Source organism: Amniculibacterium aquaticum (genome assembly GCF_003852705.1).
In the GTDB taxonomy this organism is placed as follows: domain Bacteria; phylum Bacteroidota; class Bacteroidia; order Flavobacteriales; family Weeksellaceae; genus Amniculibacterium; species Amniculibacterium aquaticum.
The window spans coordinates 64705-87959 of sequence record NZ_REFA01000010.1 but is presented as its reverse complement, the minus strand read 5'-3'; the positions used below and the strand labels follow the sequence as shown (position 1 = coordinate 87959).

Sequence of the window (23255 nt, the reverse complement as noted above, 5' to 3'; positions counted from 1 at the left end):
GAATGAACGCTTGGATAGATAGCTTTAAAGCGCTATTAATACGATATGAAACTAAAGAAAAACATTGGAGGGATTTTCATCTGCTCGCATTCTGTTGTATTTTGATTAGGAAACATTAAACAAGTTCTATGTAAAAAACAATACATAAAACACTCAAAGTGATCATCAATAATTTTGTATAAGATTTGTTTTTCATTTTTTATAAAATTTGGATTAACGGTTCATCAACTGAAAAATCTGAAGCTTTTGCATCTTTCATATCAAGTAATTTTATTACTTCATTCAACATTTTCCCTTCTTTTATTTTCATTTGTTTTCTATATTCTTTATATTTTTCAAGACTGATTATTTTAATTTTATTTTTTGGAAATTTCAAAACACTTTCATTACCCTTTTTGATTTCTACTAATTGAAATGAATAATTTTCATTTTCAATAGAGTAAATTAAGCCCGGCAAACCTTTGAAAATGAATGGTCCTTCAGGTAAGTTAATATCTTTTATGAAAAAAGCTTTGACTTTTTTATCATTATAAATTGATATTGCTTCGTGCAAATTGAAATTATTCTCAACAATATTACTATTTTCTTTTTGAATTTCCCATTGAATTTTTTGAGGCAATATGGCTTTTAAATAAAAATCAACTTCATTAGATATGATAAAAAGACTGTCTTTTCTCCTGCAAGTATTAATTCTTTTATCAGTTTTAATTCCTAAATTATCAGCTAGTTCATTTTTTTTGGTAATTAAAAAGAAATCCGAATTATCACCGTCAATAATTAGTTTATAATACATTTCATGGATTTCACTGCGCAATTTCACTTTATATGTAACCTCAAAATTTTGTCCATTTACAAAAGAAAAGATTGTCATACAGAAATAAATAATTACTATCTTCATCATATTTTATATTTTAAAGAAGCTGTCCGATAAGGTCAACCTCATTGAATTTATCCAATTTTTAAATCTTTCATTTTTTCTTGGTATCTTGATTTACCTGGAAAACAGCAATACAGACATCTGTTTTCGTTTTGAAGCTGTCTTTTGAAAAAAAGACTTTTAAGAATTATACAATGTTCACTTCCCGTTCCAATTGAACCGAAAACTTTTCTTTAACATCTTCGATAATACGGCTGGAAAAATCATAAATCTCCTTTCCGGTCGCCAATCCGGTTTTATTGACAAGGACCAAAGCTTGTAGATGATGACTGGCTACATTTCCGATTTGTTTACCCTTCCAACCGGCTTGCTCGATCAGCCAACCTGCCGCCAACTTCACTCCACTTGCATTTGGATACCCGGGAATTGTCGGGAATTCTTGTTTTAATCGTTCAAAATCGTCTTCTGAAATTGTAGGATTTTTAAAAAAGCTACCGGCATTCCCAATCTCCTTTGGATTGGGCAACTTGCTTTGTCTGATGGCAATCACAGCTTCTGAAACTTGCTGAATCGTTGGTTGAACGACATTCATTTTCTCCAGTTCGGATTTTATAGCACCGTATTCCGAATGAATGATGTGATTTTTGGTGGTGAGTTTAAAACAAACTTCCAAGAGTACAAAATCACCTTTTCTTTCAGTTTTAAAAATAGAATCTCGATACCCAAAATTGCATTCCGCATTTGTGAATTCTACAATTTCCTTTGTTTTCAAATTCAAAGCTTTACAAGAATGCAAAACATCTTTTATCTCCACTCCATACGCACCGATGTTTTGCATGGGACAAGTCCCGACATTTCCTGGGATGAGCGAAAGATTTTCTAAGCCTCCATAATTTTTTTGAAGGCAGAATTGCACAAATTCATGCCAGTTTTCACCAGCTTGTGCGCTTACTAAAACTTCAGACTCTGAAATTATTTTTTCCGATATCCCTTTCAGATTCAGTTTCACCACCAATCCGTTGTAATTTTTGGTAAACAAAACATTGCTCCCACCTCCCAAAAACAAAGTAGAATGAGAATTTTGTTCTGCAAAATCTAAAGCGATCCGTAAATCTTCAACAGTACTTACTTCAGCAAAATAATTTGCAGTAACATCAACACCAAAAGTATTTAGAGATTTTAAGGGATAATTTTCGTGAATCTTCATAATAAAAAAACTAGGGCTAAAGTAAAAAAAATAATATTAGAATACAGAAATAATAATACAAAAAAAAACGGGCCGAAGCCCGTTGGTCATTTATTTATGTTCAATTTCTTTGTATTGAATCAAGGCATCGGAAAGCAGTTCTACACTTCGTACCAAGTCTTCTTCCTTCAGCACATAGGCCACACGAATTTGCTTTTTACCCAATTTCGGATTGCTGTAAAACCCGCTCATTGGAGCTACCATTACGGTTTCATTGTCTTTGGAATAGCTTTCCAGCAACCATTTTGCAAATTTATCGGTATCGTCAACCGGCAATTCGGCTACGCAATAAAAAGCACCTTTTGGTTTTGGACAGATCACACCGGGGATTTGATTCATTAATTCCACCAAAGTATCTCTTCTGTGTTTGTATTCGGCTCTAACTTTTGCAATGTATTCGGTATCGTTTTCATGTGCAGCTGCGGCAGCAATTTGTCCTAACAACACTGGACTTAGCCTTGCCTGAGCGAACAACATCGCCGTATCGTGAATTTTTTTGGATCGCGTAATCATGCAACCAATTCGTGCTCCACACATGCTGTATCTCTTCGATTCGGAATCGATGATGATGCAGTTTTCCGCCAATTCCGGGAAAGCCAACATTGACACTTGTTTTTCTTCACCGTAAACATACTCGCGGTACACTTCATCAGAAATCACCACGATATCGTATTTCAATGCTATGTCTGCAAGTTTTTGCAATTCTTCTTTGGTATAAAGGTAACCGGTGGGATTTCCAGGGTTGCAAATGATGATTGCACGGGTTTTATCGGTAATTTTCTTTTCAAACTCCTCCATCGGTGGCAATGCAAAACCTTCGTTAATGGTCGAAGGAATGGCCACCACATTGATGTTAAAATTACTTGTAAATCCGTTATAATTCGCATAATACGGTTCCGGAATAATCACTTCATCGCCATCATCACAAAGGGTGGACAGAGCAAAGCTCAATGCCTCTGACCCGCCGTTGGTTACTATAAAATTATCGGTTAACAAATCGGTAAAGCCCAAACCGTGATAATAATTTTTCAATGCTGTTCTGTAATCCAAATTTCCTTCAGAAAGAGCATATTCATAGATCTTTAATGAATTGTTTTTAATGGCATTCAAGGCCGTTTCTGGAGTTTCAATATCCGGCTGACCAATATTTAAGTGATACACTTTAGTTCCGTTTTTCTTTGCTTTCAAAGCATACGGGATCAGTTTTCTCATGGGAGAAGCCGGCATGTGCAAGGCACGATTTGAAATTTTTGGCATTTTGAAAAATTTTTTGCAAAAATAGTTAATTTTTGTTAATTCCAAATCATGAAAATCAAGAATAGCGATGGCTTCTTCAGGATCTTTCATAAAAAAGTCCCTATCCTGAGATAGAGACCTTACACATATAAATCCTAAAATCAAATTTATTTTTTCTTAGCACCGGCTACAGCGTTCGCCAACTCGGCACCTGCCTTAAACTTCGCTACTTTTTTAGCAGCAATTTTAATAGGCTTCTTGGTTGCAGGATTGATCCCTTGTCTTGCCGCTCTTTCAGTAACTGAAAAAGTACCAAATCCAATTAGAGAAACCTTACCCTCTTTTTTCTTCAAAGTAGCAGTAACATTAGACATAAAAGATTCCAATGCCGCTTTAGCAGCTACTTTAGTAATTCCGGCATCTTTTGCCATTGCATCGATTAGTTCTGTTTTGTTCATAATACAATATTTATTTTTGATTTGTCCGTGTTGTTTAAGACAAATGTAAAACAATTTTCGGAATACGCAAACATTTTAAATAAAAATAATAATTAACACATGTTTTAAGATTTATTTTAACATTTTCTATAATTTTAACAATTGTGAAAGTACTCTGATTTAAAGCGTTTTCATTCACAAATAATCACCATATCTCGCATATTTACAAGATATAAGAGCATTTTATTGTGAATTATCAAATCCATAATTTAAAACACGACGACCACAATCTGTATTTTAAAGCACAACAATCACCTTATCCTCTTGGTTTATTGAACTAAAAATACCCTATTAAAATGAAGATTAATCGTTAAACATTTACCATAGTTTTACAAAATATAGTAAATTTGCGCCATGTTAATTGAAGTTTTTAAATCTAAGATTCACAGAGTAAAGGTAACCGCCTCTGACTTAGACTACATCGGGAGCATTACAATAGATGAGGACTTATTGGATGCATCAGGAATTATGGTGGGCGAAAGGGTGTACATTGTCAATGTGGACAATGGAGAGCGCTTCGACACCTATGCCATAAAAGGAAAAAGAGGTTCAGGTGAAATTTGCCTGAATGGTCCTGCTGCCAGAAAAGTTCAAAAAGGCGACATTGTCATCATCATCGCCTATGCTCAAATGACCCCTGAAGAAGCCCAGAACTTTCATCCAAAAATCGTTTTCCCGAACGAAAGAACCAATCTTTTAAAATAATTCGACGATCCAAAAATCCATGACTGATCCAAAAAACAACAAAGCAAAGTCCCTACTTACCATCTCCATTTCGTTAGTCTTTGCCGTGGTTTTCATGTGGTTGGCATTGAGAGGATTGGAATTTGACAAAATTCTAGAATCGGTTAGTAAAGCCAATTACTTTTGGATTATTGCAGCATCGGCATTTGGCTTATTGGCTTATTGGCTCAGGGCTGTCCGTTGGAACCTGCTGCTGGAACCGTTGGGACATCAAATTTCCAATTCCAACTCTCTTTGGACCATATCTTTCGGGTACCTGATGAACCTGACCATCCCGAGAAGTGGCGAATTGGCAAGATCTACCGCGCTATTCGGAGTAGAAAAAGTACCTGTGGACAAATCTTTTGGAACTATCATTTTGGAAAGAGTGATCGATTTGGTTTGCATGCTTATTTTTTTAGGTTTCACCTTAGCCTTTAAGTACGATGCTATTTTAGCCTTTTACACCCAGTCGGGATTCAAATTCAATCCGAATATTTTTATTGCCTTCATCCTTATTTTCACCCTTGGGACATTTTTATTTTTTAAATTTAAAAAGCATTTCTTGAAATACGGTTTCATTGCCAAAATCATCCATTTTATCGACGGGATATTTATGGGTCTGACATCCATTTTCAAGTTGAAACAAAAGACAAAATTCATCTTATACACCATTGGGATCTGGATGAGTTATTATTTTGCCGCCTACCTTGTTTGTTTTGCCCTTCCAGAGACCAGCCATTTTTCTCCTGCAGATGGACTTTTCATCATCGTTGTTGGGACTTTGGGCATGATTGTTCCTGCTTCTGGTGGGATTGGTGCATTTCATTTTGCTCTAAAATTAGGGATCGGTGCGCTTTTTCTTTCGTTAGGAAAATCTTTTGAAGAAGGTGCTGAAATTGGACTTTCCTACGCTTTTTTGTCACACACCATGCAATTGGTCATTATGCTCATCATGGGACTGATCTCTATCCCAATTCTAGCAAAAGCCAGAGAAAAAGCTACAAACAAATCTTAATATACCGCATAAACCACGACCGTCTCCGTAGAAACGGTCGTTTTTTTGTTAAAATTTTCCAAACAAAAAACATATATTTGCTCATCTTAAAAAAATGAGACTGTATGAATCCCTTCATTTTACTCGCCATTATCATTGCCTATTTTGTTTTATTGCTCGTCGTGGCTTTAAAAACCGGAAAAGGCAGCAACAACGACAGTTTCTTTATCGGAAATAGAAAATCCAACTGGATGCTGGTCGCATTTGGGATGATAGGAACTTCGCTCTCTGGTGTCACATTCGTTTCCGTCCCTGGAGCGGTAGGTGCCGACAAGTTCCATTACTTACAAATTACCATTGGTTACCTCGTAGGTTATATCGTTATCGCCTATATCCTACTCCCACTCTATTATCGATTGCAGCTGACCTCCATTTACGGTTACTTGCAACACCGAATGGGACAACTTTCCTACAAGTCCGGCGCTTGGATCTTTATCGTATCCCGATTGGTTGGCGCCACAGCGAGGCTGTACTTGGTGGTCAACATTTTGCAAGTTGCCATTTTAGAAAGCCTAGGAGTTCCGTTTATAGTGACTACTTTAGTTATTTTGGCCATGATTATTTTGTACACTTATGAAGGTGGAGTAAAAACAATTGTATGGACCGATACGCTGCAGACCACTTGTATGTTGTTGGGTTTAATCATCTGCTCCGTGTACATGATGAATCATTTGGGGCTTAATTTTTTCGAAAGTATTTCTGCCATGCACGGTCAGGGTTACACAGAAATAATCAATCCGGACATTAACAGCAAAGCATTTTTCCTAAAACAAGTATTGGCAGGTGCTTTCATAACCATAACAATGACCGGTATCGACCAAGAAATGATGCAAAAATCTCTTTCCGTAACCAAGTTGAAAGATTCTCAAAAAAATATGGTCACTTTAGGCTTCATATTACTGGTCGTAATCTCCCTTTTCCTTTTCATGGGTGGACTATTGCATTTGTACGGCGCACAAGAAAACCTAACCCTTACAGGAGACCAGCTCTTCCCAGAGATCGCCCTTAACCACATGCCTCCTATCATTTCCATTATTTTTATTATCGCACTGATATCCGCATTATTCCCGAGTGCTGATGGCGCCATGACAGCGCTTACCTCATCTCTTTGCATCGATATTTATGGATTGAAAGAAAAAGATTGGGACAACGCCAAAAAGGAAAAATTCAGAAAAAGAACGCATCTTTTGGTGGCGGTTGCTTTTTTGATCATGGTGATTATTTTCAAATTGATTAATGACAATTCCATGATTGGGCTAATCTTGAAACTTGCAGGCTTCACATACGGTCCGCTTTTGGGATTGTTTGCCTTTGGAATTTTCACCAAATACAAAGTAAAAGACAAGCTTGTACCGTTTATTTGCATTGCTGCACCGGTGGTTTCGTTCATCATTGATAAGTATCAAGAAAGTATTTTTGGTGAATTCAAAATTGGTTTGGAATTGTTAATCATCAACGGACTGATCACCTTCTTTGGATTGTGGTTAATTCGTAAAAAATAATAAAAAATTCTTTCAGAAATACAAAAGCCTTCCAAATATCGGAAGGCTTATTATTTATTATTGATAAAGATTAACGAGCAAGCAACACTTTTTTTGCAATGAGGGTTTCTCCTTTTTCACCCAATACATTCACGATGTAAACACCTTGTGTCAGTCCTAAAAGCGACATTCTTCGTCCGGTGTTAAGCGTTTTTTCCACAACTTTTGTTCCCACAGTATTGAAGACTTCCACCTTAATCAATGATTTGGTCAATGAAGGTTCTAACTGTATGTTGATGTTACCATCGGTTACTTTCGTAGGATAAATATCGTTTTGAACCAAAGACACTTCTCCTTTATTTTCACCAATAAAATGCTTGCTTGCCAAATCATAAATCTGATGCTGAACACCGCCATAGATGGCGTGAGCAGTTAAGTTATTGAAGTTTACTTCGTACAAATCTCCACCTTTGGCCGATCCCACCACGACTTCTCCATTTTCATTGACCGCAGCTCCGTTTAGAGAATAATTTTCCGGCAATCCAGTAACTTTACCCCAATATTTTAGAACTCTGTCGTTGGTATTTAGCTTGAATACATTTCCAGAAGCCGCAAAAATGTAAAAATTGTTATCGGTATCGGCAACCATATCTCCACCATAACCCACAGTCATTATTTTGAAATTATGATCTCCATTGGAAACATCATTGCTAACCTCACCCAAATCCTTCACCTCGTATTTCCCGTTGATGTTGGAAATCTTCAGCAACTGAGAGCCGGAATTGTTAAGGGTATAAATCGCACCGTCTGTACCCGTTGCCATTCTGGTAAAATGCGAGTTGATATCGCAAGCCATGGATTTGGCAACACTATTTTCGATTAAGGTTATTTGTTTCGTTTTGAGATCCAACGCATAAAAATTGGTGGAATACATGGGTGTATAGACCAAATTATTCCCGTCCAATGCCAAAGTTGCAATGGCAGAAGCTTGGGCATTGTTGTAGGAATTTTTCACCTCATCCACTTTCACTTTTCTGGTATCTGAAATAACATTAGGAGTAGAATCTGATGAAAAAATCACGGCTGAAGTCTGACCGTTGCGCATGTCCAAAGCACGAAAATCTTTGAAAATAATATTTGGACTTTGCAATCCGGTAAGTGCATAAATCTCTTGCTGTGCCTGTACCTGTAGCCCCAAAGCCAACAACGGAAGTGATAGTAAAAGTTTTTTCATAATTGTTAATTTTTGAATTAATAGATTGTGATTTGAGTAACGAAGTTACAGAATTTTTAATAATTCAAACAAAAAAATCCTTCAGGAAAAAACCTGAAGGATTGTCTTATAAAAATTTTCTTGAAAACTTAGTTCAGCACATAGGTCGTACCCTCTCTGCTGTCTTTCAATTCAATGCCTTTTTCCAGAAGTTGATCACGGATTTGGTCGGAAAGTTCGAAGTTTTTAGCTTTTCGGGCTTGGTTTCTCAATTCTATCAAAACTTGCAAAGCCTGATCCAACTTTTCGTTGTTATTTTCCTCGATATTCTGAAGTCCCAAAACATCGAAAACAAAAGCATTCATCAATTTTTTAAATTCCTCAAAATCATCTTGGCTAAAGTAAATTTTTCCTTCTTTCATTGCAAAAATAATTTTTACAGCTTCAAAAAGATGAGAAATTAAGATGGGTGCATTGAAATCGTCTAACAAAGCAGCATAGGCATTGGTTTTCCAGAGTTCGAAAGCCCAATTGCTGTCTTCTTTCACAACAGAAGTTGCGTGGGTTGCATTCAGAATTTTAATGGCTTCCATCAGTCTTTGATGTCCTTTTTCTGAGGCGACCATTGCATCGTTGGAAATGTCCAAAACACTTCTGTAATGGGCTTGCATAAAGGAAAATCGAACGACAGAAGGATGAAAAGATTTTTCAAAAAAATCATTTTCTCCGGTTACCAAATCCATAGGGTTGATATAATTTCCGGTGGATTTGCTCATTCTTTGTCCGTTCATGGTCAGCATATTGGCATGCATCCAATAATTAACGGGGCTTGTTCCATTGCACGCTTTACCTTGGGCAACTTCGCACTCGTGATGTGGAAATTTAAGATCCATACCTCCACCGTGGATATCAAATCTTTCGCCCAAATATTTGGTGCTCATCGCGGTACACTCCAAATGCCATCCGGGAAAACCTTCGCCCCAAGGCGAATTCCAACGCATAATGTGTGCCGGAGAGGCCGATTTCCAAAGGGCAAAATCTTGTGGATTTTTTTTCTCGTCTTGTCCGTCCAGATCTCTGGTGTTAGCAAACAATTCTTCAATATTTCTATTGGAAAGTTCGCCATAATTAAGGCCTTTTTGGTTGTAAGCAATCACATCAAAATAAACAGAACCGTTGCTTTCGTAGGCAAATCCCGTATCAATTAACTTTTGAGTCAGCTCGATTTGCTCCAGAATATGTCCTGTTGCAGTAGGCTCTATGGTAGGTGGAAGTAAATTGAATTTTTCCAAAACCTGATGAAAATCCACGGTATATTTTTGTACGATTTCCATGGGTTCTAATTTTTCCAATCGGGATTGTTTTACAAAACGATCGTTATCAATATTTCCATCGTCGGTAAGGTGGCCGGCATCCGTTATATTCCTAACATATCGCACTTTGTACCCCAAGAAAGTCAGTGTCCTGTATATGAAATCGAACGACATAAAAGTCCTTACATTACCCATGTGTACATTGCTGTACACGGTTGGTCCGCAGACATACATGCCAACATTTCCTTCCAAGATGGGTTTGAATTGTTCTTTTTCGCCAGACAGCGAATTGTATATTTTTAGTATCATTATTTTTTTTGAATTAAGAGTCCGTATAAAATTTTACCGAAATAATAATTCGTCTATTTCTAATCTTTCTTATCTGCCTTTTTGTATTCTATTTAGCATATTTTGTATTTTAAATTTTTGTTTTAGCCCGCTAAAACTTCAATTTTAAAACCCAAAATCCATCTAAATATCGATACAAAAAATCTAGATATAAAATTTAAACAGGCTCTAAATTAAAACGAAATGGTAAAACCTCTAAAAGTTCCTTCAGATCCAGAAGATATGAAGTGTAAAAGCATCAACAACAAATGATGGTGGTTGAAAATATTTTATGAGCTATTCGTTTAAATTGTATCATGTTGAAAATGTATTATTTAATCCAAATTGGTATTCATCCCTACATAATGTAGAAACTCTTGTCTTGTAATGGGATTGGTCCTGAACAGTCCGCTTAACTCTGCCGTGATGGTGGAGCTTGCGGTATCTTTTATCCCACGACAATTCACGCAAAGGTGTCTGGCATCTATGATGCATGCGACATCTTTGGTCCCTAAGCCTTCACGAAGGGCATCTACAATCTGCATGGTCAGTCTTTCTTGCACCTGAGGTCTTTTGGCGTAATAATCTACAATTCTGTTTATTTTTGATAATCCTATGACTTCTCCGTTAGAGATGTAGGCGACATGGGCTTTCCCAATGATGGGCAAGAAATGGTGTTCGCAGAAGGAATAGACCGTTATATCCTTTTCCACCAGCATTTGTCTGTACTTGTATTTATTGGAAAAGGTAGAGATGGTCGGTTTGTTCTCAGGTAGCAATCCTCCAAAAATCTCGTTTACATACATTTTTGCCACTCTTTTGGGCGAGTCTTTCAGGGAGTCGTCCGTCATGTCCATACCAAGGGTTTCCATGATTTCGGCAAATAAACCTTGGATTTTTGCAATTTTTTCTTCAGGAGATTTATCGAAGGCATCACTTCTTATAGGAGTATGTTCTTTTCCTGTGAAAACATCGTCGTCGTTATCAAAAAAATGGGGCATGCTTTATAAAATTAAAACACAAAAGTACAGAATATTGTTGGAATAATGAAGCGAGGGCAACGGAAGGCACGGCATTCGCTTATTAAAAACTATGTGAAAAATTTATTTTCTATGATATCTTTTATCCATTATTTTACTTAAAAAGTCTATGAATCTATGTGTTTTAATATTTTCACCACATAGTCACATAGGTTTTTGGTTTGTAATAGAGCGTTCTTTTCATAGAAGCATTGCTTTCACAATAGCATAAAATTTAAATGCGAATACCCTGAACGGAAGATTTAGCTGGAAAGGATTCTATTTTTTAGAAAGAAATTTTCTTATAAATTTCACCAAGAAAAATAGGGTAACAGCGGCTAGAAGAAAAAATACCGTTTGAACTAAAAATAGATTTATGCTGAATTTTTCTAACATGATTGTGGTTTTTAAATTATACTTCGAATTAAATACATAATACATAACTAATAAACAAATAACATTAAACCACATAGACACATAAAAAGCATAGTTGAATGCATAAAAGAAAAACTAGTAATAAACAATAGATATCCGTCTTTGACGGATACTCAGTGTAACTATTCGTTCTTAAGGCAACATATCCTATGTAACTATGTTGTTTAATAAAAAATCATATACATTACAAATTTTGTCATGTACTTAATTTTCAAAGATTAAAAAAAAAACTCAAAACCGTATCGTTTTGAGCTATTTTTTAACTGATTAAATGTACAACCACTTGAATTTGATTTTCAGGATGTTCGTTTTTGGACACCCTTTGTATCACGACTTGTAAATTTCGCTTCAGGCCTACCATCAGTAGTTTGTACAAGATTCTGTTTTCTGTTCTCGGCACGAAACCGATTTTATGATCTTTGTAATAGATGGCTATGGCTCTAGCATCGTACTTGTTGTCCGGCTCTAAGACCAAATTGAGTTTGGTACCAATATTCAGTTTTTGAAAAACCAATGCACCGTCATAATAAGTAAAACCTGCAATGTTGAAGTGGGATAAATGTTCTTTTTTCATTGTGTAAAGTTTTAAATTGTTTTTTGTAGGGACAAAGTAAAACACTACCTGTGCAGTGGAACTGCATTGCAAAAAAAATCTCTTCTCGAAGCTCTTTGTAACTCTCTAAAACATCATGAGGACAACTAGCCCCGATTGCAGCGGCATCCTTTTGTGGAGCCCTGCGGAACAAAAGATACAGCGGAAAGCGGGAAATAGCTCCTAATTATTGCTTGGCTCAACTAAAAAACGGTTGTGTTGTTCTGCATTTTGATAATTCGGTGATGTATTTTTTCTTTCAGGCTTTGTGGTGCTATTACTTTCATGTTTTCTCCATAGGAAAGGATGAGTCCTTCCAATTCAAAATTTTGTTTTACCTGAAGGGTCAGCCTATTGCCTTTCAGTTTCTGAGAGCCGTGCAAGGGTTTGGATTGCACATACGGAACTACGGCGGGAGACAAATCGATGACAACCTCCTCCACCGCTTGATCCGGATAATTGGTAATGCCAATAATGTCTTCGAAATATTCTTGAAAATCCAAATCGCTGGGCTGGTACTTTTCATTGGAGGTTTGGATGGAAACGATCCTATCGATGGCCAATGTAAAAACCGATTGGTGGCGATGTCCTAAAGAAAGCAAGAACCACCGGTTGTTGAATTGCTTGAGGTACAGTGGAGAAAGGAGAAATTTTTTTTCTTGATCCGACGAAAAGCTTTTGTAGGTAACAAGCAATGCCTGTTGATTGCAGATGTATTGGTACAAAGGATAGAGAAAATGCAGGCCTTTGAGGAATTCGTTTTCTTCGAAATCTATTATTTTGGAATGATTTCCAAAGTTTAGCTGTGCATTTAGTTTCGTTTGCAAAGAAGCAACCCATTCAAAACCTTGGGTATTGGACATCCTACCGAGGGTGAACAAAGCTTTTCTCAAAGTTTCTATTTCTTCTGCATCCAGAGGGAGATTGGCGATGGTAAATTTCTCGTCTTCATAACGGTAATAGACTTTCTTTCCATCTTTCACGCTTTCTATGGGCGCTTGGTAACCTGCCTCGGATTTCATAAATTGGATGTCATCAAATATCTGTCTTCTGGAAATGCTGATTTCATCTCCCAAATGTTGGGACAAAACCAAAGAGCAAACCTCTATAAGATCTTCTATAAAATATTTTTTGAAGCGATTGCTAAAGCATTTATCGAGTGTATTGTAACGGATTTGAGCATTTTTGTTGAAAGCCATTGTACTTTATTTTCATCTAAACAAATATACTAAAAAAGGCTACTTTCTGGAGAGAAATAGCCTTTTCTAAAAAAAACAGTTGCATTATGAACTTGTGAAAAGCCAAATGCGTTATAAAAGAATAATGAAAACAGTCGAGATGAGTCCTACATAAAAAAACAAGAGTACCTTCCAGAAGTTGTGTGCTTCTTTCAGTTCCATAAATTCCATTGCTACTGTTAAGAACTTGACAACGGATACGAGTACAATACCAACAACAACAACGGCTTTGGTAAGGGTAAGGGTAAGTCCTGCCAAAAATGCTCCGGTGAGGGTCAGTAGGATAAGTACGATATAGGTGATTAATAATTTTTTGTGCATAACATTAGAATAATAAATAGAGAATTGGGAATAACAACAACCAAATAAGGTCGCACATGTGCCAAAAAGCAGTACTCGCTTCTAAATCTTCTAAAGAAGTATTTTCTTTTTTCTTGATGACCACCCTTCTCATAAAGAACAAAATAACCACACCCACCAAAACATGCAACCAATGGAAACCGGTAAGCAGCCAATAATTCATAAAAAATGAGCTGTGATCCATGGTTAGGCCTGCTTCTAACTTTTGGCTGTACTCCACCAACTTGAGTGCTAAAAATCCGAGTCCTGAAAAAATGGCCCACAATAAAAACTGGGCAGTTTTTTCACTTTTATTTTCTTTGAAATACTGAACCGCTTTGGCGGCAAAAAAACCACCAGTCAGTAGCAAAATGGTATTGATGGCCGCAATTGGCCTGTTGAGCAACTGGCTGTCCAAGTGAAATTTTTCTCTTTCTTGAGAACCGTAATATGCCAATCCGGCGATGGCCATCCCAAAGGTGATTAATTCGACATAAATGACTATCCAAATCAGGATACCTCCTGGTGGATAAAATATAGATTTTCTATTGACTTCCATTTTATTGATGAGGAGATTTCCTCTGATTATTGATGTTTAATTTTCTCATAGAGTTTTGCCAACGACTTCAGCAAAGCTTCTGGAGAAGTTAAAATTTGATAATGATTTTGCCCAAACATTTGCGGCAAATAATATTTTGCTTGAGCTTCTATCGCCAAAGCATAAGAGTTAATGTTCTGTTCATTAAGCTCCCTAAGAGCTTGTTTGATGTCTTGTATTCCGTGTTGTCCTTCGTACTTATCAAAGTCGTTCGGTTTACCATCGGAAAGCAATATCACCCATTTGTTTCGGGCTTCGGTCTTCATCAGCCTAGCTCCGGCGTGTCGCAGTGCAGGTCCAATTCTGGTGTATCCTACGGGTTCTGCTGCTCCGATTTTATTTTTCGCAAGATCCCAATTTTCATTAAAATCCTTCAGCGTAATGTAGGTGGTATAATTTCTTGTTTTAGAAGAAAAACCATCGATGGCAAAGTCGATATCGAACTCGTGTAGGATTTCTCCAAACAGGATAGAAACTTCTTTTTCCACATCTATAACGCGATTGCCCGCAGCATATCCGTCACTGGAAAGGCTGAGATCCAAAAGCACCAAAATAGAGATGTCTTTTTCTTTTTTTCTTTGAGAAAGATAGACCCTTTCGTCCGGAGTAATCTTGGAATGGATATCGGTGTACAAATCCGTTAGCGCATCCAGGTCAAAGGCTTCGCCTTGTATTTGTCTTCTTTGTTGTTGCATTCTGTTGTTAACAGAGGTCAGCATTTTCCGAAGTCCCATCAGCGTAGTTTTGTACTTCGCCATGGTTTTTTTATAATAATCGGTATCTTTTTTTACTTGAGTTTTGGGATAGACCTTGCAATAATTGGGCAGGTATTTTCTTTTTCTGAAACCCCACTCGTCGTATTTCAGGTGGAATCCCTTTTCGTCCACCTCAGCACTTTCTGCTACCGAAGTATTTTCGACAAAATCTGCCTGATATACGGAGTGCACCATATCATCTACCCTTACGGTGTATTTCATGTTCATTTCTTCCAAAGCATCTTGGTGGTCTTTCAAATCGTCTTTACCATCAAAATCCTTCCAGTTTCCATTGAACTCTTCAGCAGATTCAATTTTTTCAAAATTGTGCATCAGGATATTGTCCTGGTATTGTTTTTTATCAATCGTTAGGGACTCTATCTCTTCTACACCTTTGGCTTCTAGTGTTGTTTTTGGGTCTAATTGATGTTGGGCTTTTTTAGCTTGATCATCAAAATTTTGAAGTACTTGCTCGGTCTTTTCATCATGGGAATTTTTCATCCATTTTCCGTAGAGCCAAGAAAGAGCCGGTTGCTTCGTTTTTTTATCCAAAGGAATATTCATAATAAAATGCTGATAGTCTTGTTCCAAGATTGGATAGTCTAGGAACAGTTGCTTCAACACTTGTGGAGCGGTTTCTTCTGCTTTTTGATACGATTGTTCTTCTGCGTCCTCTTCAGGTTTCCAATTGAGGCTTAGTTGTTTTTGGACACTTAAGTATAGTGTCCTAAAAATGTAAAATCTCGCATTTTCTTCTTTGGTAGGAAACAGGTAGCAATTTTCTGGCAGAAAGAAGTTATCGTCTTTGTACCCTCCTTCTTTTTCCGCAGGATAGATATCGATTGCGGTTCCACAGATTGCTCTAGCCATTAGGGTAAGCCTAGGTTTTACTTCGTTCAGTTCTACTTTTTTACTGAGAACTTCTGCATTGTTCAGCTTTTTATTTTTAAAGTATTTTACAACTTTTGTAAATAATATTTCATCTAACTCCAGACCCATGACATTCGTTTTTTAGGGATTAATTTATATCATCAAATCGCTCAAATCTTTAAGCGCTTGTAGCGTTTCTGTTTCATCAGAAAGAGGCTCTACAACGGCAACATGCACGGCTAATCTTTTGGACAATCCGTTGCGGATTAATTTGGCAGCATCCACCAACAATCGTGTAGAAACGGTTTCTGTAAGGCCCAGTTCGGTCAGGTTACGGATTTTATTACCGATTTTAACTAGTTTTTCAGCTACATCTTTATCCACGCCCGTTTCTTGAACTAAGATTTCGGTTTCTACTTTAGGTTGAGGATACTCAAAAGATAAGGCTACAAATCGTTGTCTTGTGGAAGGTTTCAATTCTTTAAATCCTTTTTGGTATCCAGGGTTGAAAGAGGCTACCAGCAAGAAATCTTCATGCGCTTTGATGGTTTCTCCCAATTTATCGATAAACAATTCTCTACGGTGGTCTGTAAGAGAATGTATGGCTACGATAACATCGGGTCTGGCTTCGGCAACCTCGTCCAGGTACAGGATGTAACCGTTTTTCACAGCGATAGAAAGTGGCCCGTCTATCCAAACCGTTTCCGCTCCTTTGATGATGAATCTCCCGATAAGGTCGGTGGAGGAAGTCTCTTCATGACAACTCACGGTGATGAGTTTTTTCCCAAGCTGCTCTGCCATAAATTCAACAAATCTAGATTTCCCAGTTCCGGTTGGTCCTTTTAGTAAAAGAGGCAACTTTAGGCTGTTGCATTGGTTAAAAATTTCTAATTCTGAGCCAACAGCTTTGTAGAATGTATTTTTTTCTGCCACGATCATGATAATTGATTTTAAATTAAGTTGTTTTTTGAGTAAAACAAAAGGGATAGAGGATAGATCCTGTATCCCTTTTTGAAAAAAAACAGTTGATATATTAAGTTTAGTTAACTTCTTCTGCTGCCATTTTTAGGCCTTCGTCATTTGCTCTTCCGTACTTGAAGAATTCCACAACATACATTCCGATTCCTGTAGCGAATAAAGAAGCACAAAGAATAAGAACTACAAAGTGAACAGAAATTTCATTTTGAACATCCATGAATTCCATTTTCAGTTTTCTTTCCATATACACCTGAGCAACACCGGCTACCCCGAAGGCCACCGTCATCCCAAGCATTCCTACATTGGATAACCAGAAAGCCATGTGTCCATAGAAGCTGTCGTATCTTTTTCTACCGGTTAGGTTAGGCAAAGCGTAAGAGATAATTGCTAAGACCATCATCGCATAAGCACCCCAGAATGCATAGTGTCCGTGCATTGCAGTTACCAAAGTACCGTGTGTATAGATGTTTGTTTGTGGTAAAGTGTGAGCAAAACCTAATAAACCGGCTCCTACGAATGACACGATGGTAGAACCAATGGTCCAGAACAATGCAATTTTGTTAGGGTGAGATTTCTCTCCTTTTCTGTACATGTACACTGCAAACAATGCCATACCTAAGAACGCTAAAGGCTCAAGAGCTGAGAAAATACCACCTACTACCAACCAAATTTTATTGACACCGATGAAATAATAGTGGTGTCCAGTACCTAACAATCCTGAAAGGAAAGTAAGACCGATGATCACATAAAGCCATTTTTCAATAACCTCTCTATCCACCCCTGTTAATTTAATCAACAAGTATGAAAGGATACCACCCATAATCAATTCCCATACACCTTCTACCCAAAGATGAACTACCCACCATCTGAAGAAAGCATCCGTTACTTGGCTATCGAACCAAATCATACCCGGAAGATAGAGCAATGCTGCGAAAACCAATCCCATGGTAAGTACCAACGCCGTGGTTGTCCTTCTCTTTCCTTGGTATAATGTTGCTAAGATCAGTCCTAAGAACAAGAGTACATTGACTACAACTAGATAATCGAGTTCTCGAGGAATTTCTAAGAATTTCCTACCTTCCCACCAATTGAAATGGTATCCTACAATAGCAGCAACACCAACAACAGCAAGTGAAATAAGCTGTACATAAGCCAACTTTACATTCACCAATTCTCTTTGAGCTTCTTCTGGAATAATATAGTAAGCTGCTCCCATAAATCCTGCTAGCAACCAAACAACCAATAAGTTGGTATGTACTGCTCTTGCCGCATTGAAGGGAACAAAATCGTGCAAGACATCATATCCGATACGAGCAAATCCCATCACAAATCCATAAACGATCTGTAAGGAAAATAACAGCATACAAAGTCCGAAAAACCAGTATGCAACTTTCTGTGATTTATATTTCATTTTCTTAGTTTTTAAAATTATTATTTATCCTTAGCCAATGGAGATACCACACGATCGAATCCGTTCAGATCAATCTTACCTACCCATTTGAAATACGCGATTACCGCCTCCGTGTCGGCATCATTCATTTCGTACTTCACCATTTTTCTTCCTCGAGGCCCCCAAGGCGTTGGCGATTGCAAAACGGCTTTTACATATCCCTCGCCTCTTCTTTCAATTACTTTGGTAAGTTCAGGCGCATAGTAACCACCTTCTCCCATAATTGTATGACATCCCATACAGTTATTCTCTTCCCAAATTTCTTTTCCACGAACAACCTTGGCATCAATTTTGTCGTGATTCGTTTGGTCATTGGATGGACTAAGCGAGTAAACTGTAAGGCCGATAAAAGCCAAAAAAGTTACTGCAGTACCGCCAATAAAAAACGTTCTTGCTTGTGACTTTGATAACATAATTCAATTAATTTACTTTAGTTATTACTGTTTCATTATTAAGACTTATTTGTCTTATTTAACCAGTAGCAAAATTAAACCTCCTTCACAAGACAAACAATGACTATTGTCATAATTAAAGTATTTTAATACCTTTTTATCTTATTTAATTTTAATCCATTGAATATCAATTTATTTAACCAATAAATTATTTTTGGATGAATTCTAAAAATGCCATCAAAAAAATAAAAACTAAATTTGCAGTCCTTTCTATACAGCCAATAGGATTAATGAAAAAAGTCCTAGATGCGAATGATAAATAGAAAGTTAAAATAGAATATGGTAAAAATAGGCAACATAGAACTTCCGGAGTTTCCCCTTCTACTCGCTCCTATGGAAGATGTAAGCGACCCACCTTTTCGTAGATTGTGCAAAATGCACGGTGCAGACCTAATGTATTCCGAATTTATTTCTTCTGAAGGTTTGATCAGAGATGCGATGAAATCCAGAAAAAAACTGGACATTTTCGATTATGAAAGACCTGTGGGAATCCAAATTTTTGGCGGTGACGAAGAAGCCATGGCCATGTCTGCAAGGATCGTAGAAACGGTTGAACCGGATTTGGTGGACATCAACTTTGGCTGTCCCGTAAAAAAAGTGGTTTGCAAAGGAGCCGGAGCGGGTGTACTGAAAGACATAGACATGATGGTGAAACTGACCAAAGCCGTAGTATCGTCTACCCATCTACCGGTAACCGTTAAGACACGATTGGGCTGGGACTCTCAAAATATTAATATTGATGAAGTAGCAGAACGACTACAAGACACCGGGATAAAAGCACTAACCATACATGCCCGAACAAGAGCTCAGATGTACAAAGGCGAAGCCGATTGGACCCATATTTCTAGAATAAAAAACAATCCGAATATCGAGATTCCTATTTTTGGAAATGGAGACATTGATTCTCCTGAAAAGGCATTAGAATACAAACAAAAATTCGATTGTGATGGCATCATGATTGGTAGAGCCGCCATCGGCTATCCTTGGATTTTTAACGAAATCAAACATTTTTTCGAAACGGGAGAGCATCTTCCCGCTCCAACCATCAACGACCGACTGACTGCCGTGCGACAACATGCCGAATGGTCTGCCGAATGGAAAGGTGAACGATTGGGACTGATAGAAATGAGGCAACATTACAGCAATTATTTCCGTGGAGTGCCGCATTTTAAAGAATTTAGAAAGAAATTTTTAGAAATTTTCACATTGGAAGAAATGAATCATCTGATTGAAGAGACCAAAGTATTTTATCAGCAAACTTTAGAAAATATAAATCAATCCTAAAAAAATCTCCCATCAGCAATCGTTGATGGGAGTTTTTTAAAAAAAAGTAAATTCAGCTGAGGTTAGTATCCTTCTTCAGCATTCAAATTTTGAATGAGTGCCAATGCAGAAGAAGTCCCAATGCGTTGAACTCCCAACTCTATCATTGCTTTTGCTTCTGCCGGCGTTCTCACTCCACCAGCTGCTTTTACAGGAAGTTTACCCGCATTTTCAAGCATTATTTTTATTCCTTCTACTGTTGCACCGTTTGGTTTTCCGTTTTCTGTAACAAAAAAACCGGTTGAAGATTTCACAAAGACTTTATCTTCTTGACCTTCGAAATTCTCTTCTATCCAAACAGCAATTTTCTTGGTAATGTCAGCAATTTGTCCGTCCGATAGTGCAGCAATTTCTATAATCCATTTGGCAATTTTCCCATGATCCAAACACAATTTGCTGCATTGTAGGACTTCTTCTTTTACCAATTCCAGATTTCCTTTTAAATATTCGGTGTAATTGATTACAAAATCCAACTCATCGGCGCCATCTTCAATCGCTTTTTGGGCTTCAGACAATTTTTCATCAACAGAATAAGTTCCTTCATGAAAACCGATAACCGTACCAACTTTGACATCGGAATTTTTATCTTCCAAATATTGATGAATTGTACGGACCCAGTTGGGCCTAATCATCACAGCAAAAATTTTATTTTCTATTGCTTCATCTGTTAATCTAATGACGGTTTCCAAGGTTTCATCTTCGGACAAACCCGACTGAGATGAGGTTTTAAGATAGGTTGAATCTAAATATTTTGCGATATCCATGTGCTTAAATTTTATCGTTAAAACTTCAAAATTACAAAAATGAACTTCAAAAACGAGATAAAAATAAGATTTCAAATAAAAAAGAATTCGGAAAAAAAATCATCCGAATTCTTTATCATGAAAAAGTATATTAAAAGAATGTATAAAAAATTGAATTTATAATTTGTAGCTCAATGTGAAGTAGAAATTTCTCGGTGCAATCGGATTAACCGAGTAGTTTTCGTGAACATTATAATTAACAACATCAAAAATATTGTTCAATTTCGCTTGTAAAGTAAGTTTTTTCCATTCGTATCCTAAGGAGAAAGAGAATGTGGTATAATCGCTAAGAGGCATCAACCTTGTTACCCCAGCTCTAGAAATATCCTGAGATTTGGAGTCGTTCCAACCGGCCATTCTATCTCCAGTAAAATAGGCTCCAATACCTGTTTTCAAGCCTTTCAAAGTTCCATCAAAAGAATAGAAAACGGAGGCATTTGCTGTAGTTGCAGGAGTCCTCACCAATCTTTGGTTTTCTACATAACCTTTCTCCGGCGTGTCAACATATACGGTATTGTTGTAAGAGATCCCACCAATGATGGAAATATTTCTTGTTGGGTTTCCGGTAATATCCAATTCTACCCCGCGGCTTCTCATTTTTCCGGCAAATTCTTTCAAGTTAGAGTCCGGACTAACGACAACGCCTGTTGCATTTTGGTACCAATAAGTTTGATAGTAGTTGTTGTACATAATTTGGTAAACCGTTGCATTGATCGCTAAACCATCGTTCCAGAAATTTTTCTTTACACCCAATTCGTATTGGTCAATGGTCGTTGGTCTTATGCTTTCTTTAGGAAATGCCAATACCCTATCGCTTACTTGTTGTGCAGTTCCTGTTGTATCTAATCCCTCGAGTAACGAAGAGGTGTACCCGGAGTTGGGCGAGAAAGAATTGGTATAAGTTGCGAATACCGAAAGGTTGTCATTCGGATTGTAGATCAATCCAATTTTTGGCGAAAGAGCAATGTTGGAGGTATTGCTTCCATTCACTTCTGTTTTTGTATTTGTTTTGAAATTGGTGCTGAGAGTGGGCATATTTTCCAGATAAGACCAACGAAGTCCTGCTAAGACTTTAAATTCTTTGGTCAAGGAAATTAAATCCTGCACATATACGCCAATTCTTCTTGTATTAATTCTTGTTTTACCTGCTTTTTCAGCATTGGGCATCGCTCCTCCAGCCCAAGTACTTGCATCATCTAAATATAAAATTCCGTTGGCATTGCCATTGGTACCGTAAAGATATCCTGAGCCGAAGTTTTTATTATTATCCGGGTTGTAAAAGGTGTAAGAATCGGATGCACTATAATCGGCATCGGCACCTAACAACAACTGATGATTTATTTTTCCGGTATTAAAAATCCCGTTCAAGTTAGCCTGGATTGACTCATAGTTTTGTTCGCTATAAGTTCTGTTCAGGTTTCTCTTGTACCACAATCTTTGGTTGGCCGGATTGGTTTCCCAAACGATTCTTTCTGTCCCAAAGAAATCTCTCGTATAATTTTGATAAGAAGCAACCGTATTCAATACCCAGTTTTTGGACAACTGATAATTCCATGTAATATTGGTTGTCGCTTGTTGTACATCTTGGTACTGTCCATCTGTTCCTATAAAAGCGTTTCTACCCAAAAGGTAATTCATGCTGTAACTTTTATCAGGATTCATAATTCCACCGATCCCAAAATCCGGAGTAAAGTGGTGTTTTAAATAGTCTCCTTCAACAATAATTTGTGATTTGTTACTGATATTGAATAAGAACGATGGGGTGATGTATTGTTTGTTGGACTTTACAACATCTCTGAAACTTTCGGCATATTCGTAAGATCCGTTGACTCTAAAAGCGATTTTATCCGTTAGAGGGCCGTAAACATCCACCGTAGGTTTGTAGGTATTCCAGCTGCCAACACTCAGACCGACGGAGCCACCAAAATTGAACCTTGGTTTTTTTGTAATCATATTGATCACCCCACCTGCAGAAGTATTTCCGTATAACATGGCATTTGCACCTTTCAGTACTTCCACTCTTTCCAAAGCAGATACTTCTGGAAAGACACCTGAGTTAATCCTTGTTCCGTTTTTGAACATGTTATCGTTTCCGAAAACAAAACCTCTACCTCCGAAACTATCTTGAGAGTTTCCTCTGGACGATGTTACATAAATTCCGTTTACATTTTGAAGCACATCACTCAGTTGTTTGGATTGTTGTTGTTCAATAATTTCATGAGTAACAATAGCAATGGGCTGCGGAGTTTCCATCACGGAAAGATTAGACTTTGTAGATGAAATTCGTGCATGGTTAGGATTGCCCGTTTTGTGCAATTTTACATCTTCGATTTCTTGAATTCTTATGGTGTCTTTCTCGTATTTAAGTCCTTGAGCAAATGCCGTCAGCGAAAATCCTATTGTGAGAATTGAGAGTACTTGTTTTTTCATTTA

21 protein-coding genes are annotated in these 23255 nt (G+C 37.3%); 4 read left to right on the top strand and 17 right to left on the bottom strand.

All coding sequences use genetic code 11. The features are described 5' to 3' along the window. Positions 1 to 199 precede the first annotated feature (199 nt). From EIY84_RS06225 to EIY84_RS06210, 4 genes are all read right to left on the bottom strand, one after another. Positions 200 to 901: a GLPGLI family protein gene (locus tag EIY84_RS06225; RefSeq protein ID WP_124641307.1), complete on the bottom strand. Its 702-nt coding sequence runs from the start codon at positions 899 to 901 to the stop codon at positions 200 to 202. A gap of 163 nt (positions 902 to 1064) precedes the next feature. Continuing rightward, a complete protein-coding gene (gene murB / locus EIY84_RS06220) occupies positions 1065 to 2084 on the bottom strand; it encodes a UDP-N-acetylmuramate dehydrogenase (RefSeq protein WP_124641305.1) in 1020 nt (339 codons plus the stop codon). A gap of 90 nt (positions 2085 to 2174) precedes the next feature. Further along, the gene (locus EIY84_RS06215) at positions 2175 to 3380 is read right to left on the bottom strand and encodes a pyridoxal phosphate-dependent aminotransferase (RefSeq protein ID WP_124641303.1); all 1206 of its coding nucleotides are present in this window, start codon (positions 3378 to 3380) and stop codon (positions 2175 to 2177) included. Between the two features lie 146 nt (positions 3381 to 3526). Next, positions 3527 to 3817 carry an HU family DNA-binding protein gene (locus EIY84_RS06210; RefSeq protein WP_124641301.1) on the bottom strand — a complete coding sequence of 97 codons (291 nt, stop codon included), beginning with the start codon at positions 3815 to 3817 and terminating at the stop codon, positions 3527 to 3529. A 393-nt stretch (positions 3818 to 4210) separates the two neighbouring features. Between EIY84_RS06210 and panD the strand changes: the two genes are divergently transcribed. The 3 genes from panD to EIY84_RS06195 all read left to right on the top strand — a co-directional run bounded on the left by panD (position 4211) and on the right by EIY84_RS06195 (position 7138). Continuing rightward, on the top strand, positions 4211 to 4561 hold the full coding sequence (gene panD, locus EIY84_RS06205) for an aspartate 1-decarboxylase (protein ID WP_124641299.1): 351 nt from the start codon (positions 4211 to 4213) through the stop codon (positions 4559 to 4561). A gap of 19 nt (positions 4562 to 4580) precedes the next feature. Continuing rightward, positions 4581 to 5597 (top strand): lysylphosphatidylglycerol synthase transmembrane domain-containing protein, encoded by a 1017-nt coding sequence (locus EIY84_RS06200; RefSeq protein WP_124641297.1) that lies wholly within the window; start codon positions 4581 to 4583, stop codon positions 5595 to 5597. Between the two features lie 104 nt (positions 5598 to 5701). After that, positions 5702 to 7138: a sodium:solute symporter gene (locus EIY84_RS06195; protein ID WP_124641295.1), complete on the top strand. Its 1437-nt coding sequence runs from the start codon at positions 5702 to 5704 to the stop codon at positions 7136 to 7138. A 70-nt stretch (positions 7139 to 7208) separates the two neighbouring features. Here the strand turns inward: EIY84_RS06195 and EIY84_RS06190 are convergent, their stop codons facing one another. The 11 genes from EIY84_RS06190 to EIY84_RS06140 all read right to left on the bottom strand — a co-directional run bounded on the left by EIY84_RS06190 (position 7209) and on the right by EIY84_RS06140 (position 18657). After that, complete coding sequence (locus EIY84_RS06190) at positions 7209 to 8351, bottom strand: T9SS type A sorting domain-containing protein (RefSeq protein ID WP_124641293.1); 1143 nt, start codon at positions 8349 to 8351, stop codon at positions 7209 to 7211. Between the two features lie 128 nt (positions 8352 to 8479). Then, positions 8480 to 9952 (bottom strand): cysteine--tRNA ligase, encoded by a 1473-nt coding sequence (gene cysS / locus EIY84_RS06185; RefSeq protein ID WP_124641291.1) that lies wholly within the window; start codon positions 9950 to 9952, stop codon positions 8480 to 8482. Positions 9953 to 10305: 353 nt separating this feature from the next. After that, positions 10306 to 10971 carry a GTP cyclohydrolase I FolE gene (gene folE, locus EIY84_RS06180; RefSeq protein WP_124641289.1) on the bottom strand — a complete coding sequence of 222 codons (666 nt, stop codon included), beginning with the start codon at positions 10969 to 10971 and terminating at the stop codon, positions 10306 to 10308. A gap of 712 nt (positions 10972 to 11683) precedes the next feature. Beyond that, positions 11684 to 11998 carry an HIRAN domain-containing protein gene (locus EIY84_RS06175; protein WP_124641287.1) on the bottom strand — a complete coding sequence of 105 codons (315 nt, stop codon included), beginning with the start codon at positions 11996 to 11998 and terminating at the stop codon, positions 11684 to 11686. A gap of 221 nt (positions 11999 to 12219) precedes the next feature. Beyond that, positions 12220 to 13215, bottom strand: coding sequence for a helix-turn-helix transcriptional regulator (locus EIY84_RS06170; protein WP_124641285.1), 996 nt, complete (start codon positions 13213 to 13215; stop codon positions 12220 to 12222). 111 nt (positions 13216 to 13326) lie between these two features. Continuing rightward, positions 13327 to 13575: a cytochrome C oxidase subunit IV family protein gene (locus tag EIY84_RS06165; protein ID WP_124641283.1), complete on the bottom strand. Its 249-nt coding sequence runs from the start codon at positions 13573 to 13575 to the stop codon at positions 13327 to 13329. Positions 13576 to 13579: 4 nt separating this feature from the next. Continuing rightward, positions 13580 to 14152: a cytochrome c oxidase subunit 3 gene (locus EIY84_RS06160; RefSeq protein ID WP_124641281.1), complete on the bottom strand. Its 573-nt coding sequence runs from the start codon at positions 14150 to 14152 to the stop codon at positions 13580 to 13582. Between the two features lie 26 nt (positions 14153 to 14178). Continuing rightward, positions 14179 to 15945 (bottom strand): nitric oxide reductase activation protein NorD, encoded by a 1767-nt coding sequence (locus EIY84_RS06155; RefSeq protein ID WP_124641278.1) that lies wholly within the window; start codon positions 15943 to 15945, stop codon positions 14179 to 14181. Between the two features lie 24 nt (positions 15946 to 15969). Continuing rightward, complete coding sequence (locus EIY84_RS06150) at positions 15970 to 16755, bottom strand: CbbQ/NirQ/NorQ/GpvN family protein (RefSeq protein ID WP_124641276.1); 786 nt, start codon at positions 16753 to 16755, stop codon at positions 15970 to 15972. 100 nt (positions 16756 to 16855) lie between these two features. Then, on the bottom strand, positions 16856 to 18205 hold the full coding sequence (locus tag EIY84_RS06145; protein ID WP_124641275.1) for a cbb3-type cytochrome c oxidase subunit I: 1350 nt from the start codon (positions 18203 to 18205) through the stop codon (positions 16856 to 16858). Positions 18206 to 18225: 20 nt separating this feature from the next. Continuing rightward, a complete protein-coding gene (locus EIY84_RS06140; protein ID WP_124641273.1) occupies positions 18226 to 18657 on the bottom strand; it encodes a c-type cytochrome in 432 nt (143 codons plus the stop codon). A gap of 318 nt (positions 18658 to 18975) precedes the next feature. Between EIY84_RS06140 and dusB the strand changes: the two genes are divergently transcribed. Further along, positions 18976 to 19980 carry a tRNA dihydrouridine synthase DusB gene (dusB, locus tag EIY84_RS06135; RefSeq protein ID WP_124641270.1) on the top strand — a complete coding sequence of 335 codons (1005 nt, stop codon included), beginning with the start codon at positions 18976 to 18978 and terminating at the stop codon, positions 19978 to 19980. 62 nt (positions 19981 to 20042) lie between these two features. On the opposite strand, the gene deoC is transcribed toward dusB, so the two are convergent. Next, positions 20043 to 20783, bottom strand: coding sequence for a deoxyribose-phosphate aldolase (gene deoC, locus EIY84_RS06130; RefSeq protein ID WP_124641268.1), 741 nt, complete (start codon positions 20781 to 20783; stop codon positions 20043 to 20045). Between the two features lie 156 nt (positions 20784 to 20939). Further along, the gene (locus tag EIY84_RS06125; RefSeq protein ID WP_124641266.1) at positions 20940 to 23252 is read right to left on the bottom strand and encodes a TonB-dependent siderophore receptor; all 2313 of its coding nucleotides are present in this window, start codon (positions 23250 to 23252) and stop codon (positions 20940 to 20942) included. Between the last annotated feature and the right edge of the window lie 3 nt (positions 23253 to 23255).

Bases quoted from the DNA above. Each gene is read 5' to 3' on its own strand.
- murB (WP_124641305.1), bottom strand. From the start codon at position 2,084: ATGAAGATTCACGAAAATTATCCCTTAAAATCTCTAAATACTTTTGGT.
- EIY84_RS06160 (WP_124641281.1), bottom strand. From the start codon at position 14,152: ATGGAAGTCAATAGAAAATCTATATTTTATCCACCAGGAGGTATCCTG.
- EIY84_RS06200 (WP_124641297.1), top strand. From the start codon at position 4,581: ATGACTGATCCAAAAAACAACAAAGCAAAGTCCCTACTTACCATCTCC.
- EIY84_RS06175 (WP_124641287.1), bottom strand. From the start codon at position 11,998: ATGAAAAAAGAACATTTATCCCACTTCAACATTGCAGGTTTTACTTAT.
- EIY84_RS06170 (WP_124641285.1), bottom strand. From the start codon at position 13,215: ATGGCTTTCAACAAAAATGCTCAAATCCGTTACAATACACTCGATAAA.
- EIY84_RS06225 (WP_124641307.1), bottom strand. From the start codon at position 901: ATGATGAAGATAGTAATTATTTATTTCTGTATGACAATCTTTTCTTTT.
- dusB (WP_124641270.1), top strand. From the start codon at position 18,976: ATGGTAAAAATAGGCAACATAGAACTTCCGGAGTTTCCCCTTCTACTC.
- EIY84_RS06155 (WP_124641278.1), bottom strand. From the start codon at position 15,945: ATGGGTCTGGAGTTAGATGAAATATTATTTACAAAAGTTGTAAAATAC.
- EIY84_RS06215 (WP_124641303.1), bottom strand. From the start codon at position 3,380: ATGCCAAAAATTTCAAATCGTGCCTTGCACATGCCGGCTTCTCCCATG.
- cysS (WP_124641291.1), bottom strand. From the start codon at position 9,952: ATGATACTAAAAATATACAATTCGCTGTCTGGCGAAAAAGAACAATTC.
- EIY84_RS06125 (WP_124641266.1), bottom strand. From the start codon at position 23,252: ATGAAAAAACAAGTACTCTCAATTCTCACAATAGGATTTTCGCTGACG.
- EIY84_RS06140 (WP_124641273.1), bottom strand. From the start codon at position 18,657: ATGTTATCAAAGTCACAAGCAAGAACGTTTTTTATTGGCGGTACTGCA.
- EIY84_RS06145 (WP_124641275.1), bottom strand. From the start codon at position 18,205: ATGAAATATAAATCACAGAAAGTTGCATACTGGTTTTTCGGACTTTGT.
- EIY84_RS06150 (WP_124641276.1), bottom strand. From the start codon at position 16,755: ATGATCGTGGCAGAAAAAAATACATTCTACAAAGCTGTTGGCTCAGAA.
- deoC (WP_124641268.1), bottom strand. From the start codon at position 20,783: ATGGATATCGCAAAATATTTAGATTCAACCTATCTTAAAACCTCATCT.
- panD (WP_124641299.1), top strand. From the start codon at position 4,211: ATGTTAATTGAAGTTTTTAAATCTAAGATTCACAGAGTAAAGGTAACC.
- EIY84_RS06195 (WP_124641295.1), top strand. From the start codon at position 5,702: ATGAATCCCTTCATTTTACTCGCCATTATCATTGCCTATTTTGTTTTA.
- EIY84_RS06165 (WP_124641283.1), bottom strand. From the start codon at position 13,575: ATGCACAAAAAATTATTAATCACCTATATCGTACTTATCCTACTGACC.
- EIY84_RS06210 (WP_124641301.1), bottom strand. From the start codon at position 3,817: ATGAACAAAACAGAACTAATCGATGCAATGGCAAAAGATGCCGGAATT.
- folE (WP_124641289.1), bottom strand. From the start codon at position 10,971: ATGCCCCATTTTTTTGATAACGACGACGATGTTTTCACAGGAAAAGAA.
- EIY84_RS06190 (WP_124641293.1), bottom strand. From the start codon at position 8,351: ATGAAAAAACTTTTACTATCACTTCCGTTGTTGGCTTTGGGGCTACAG.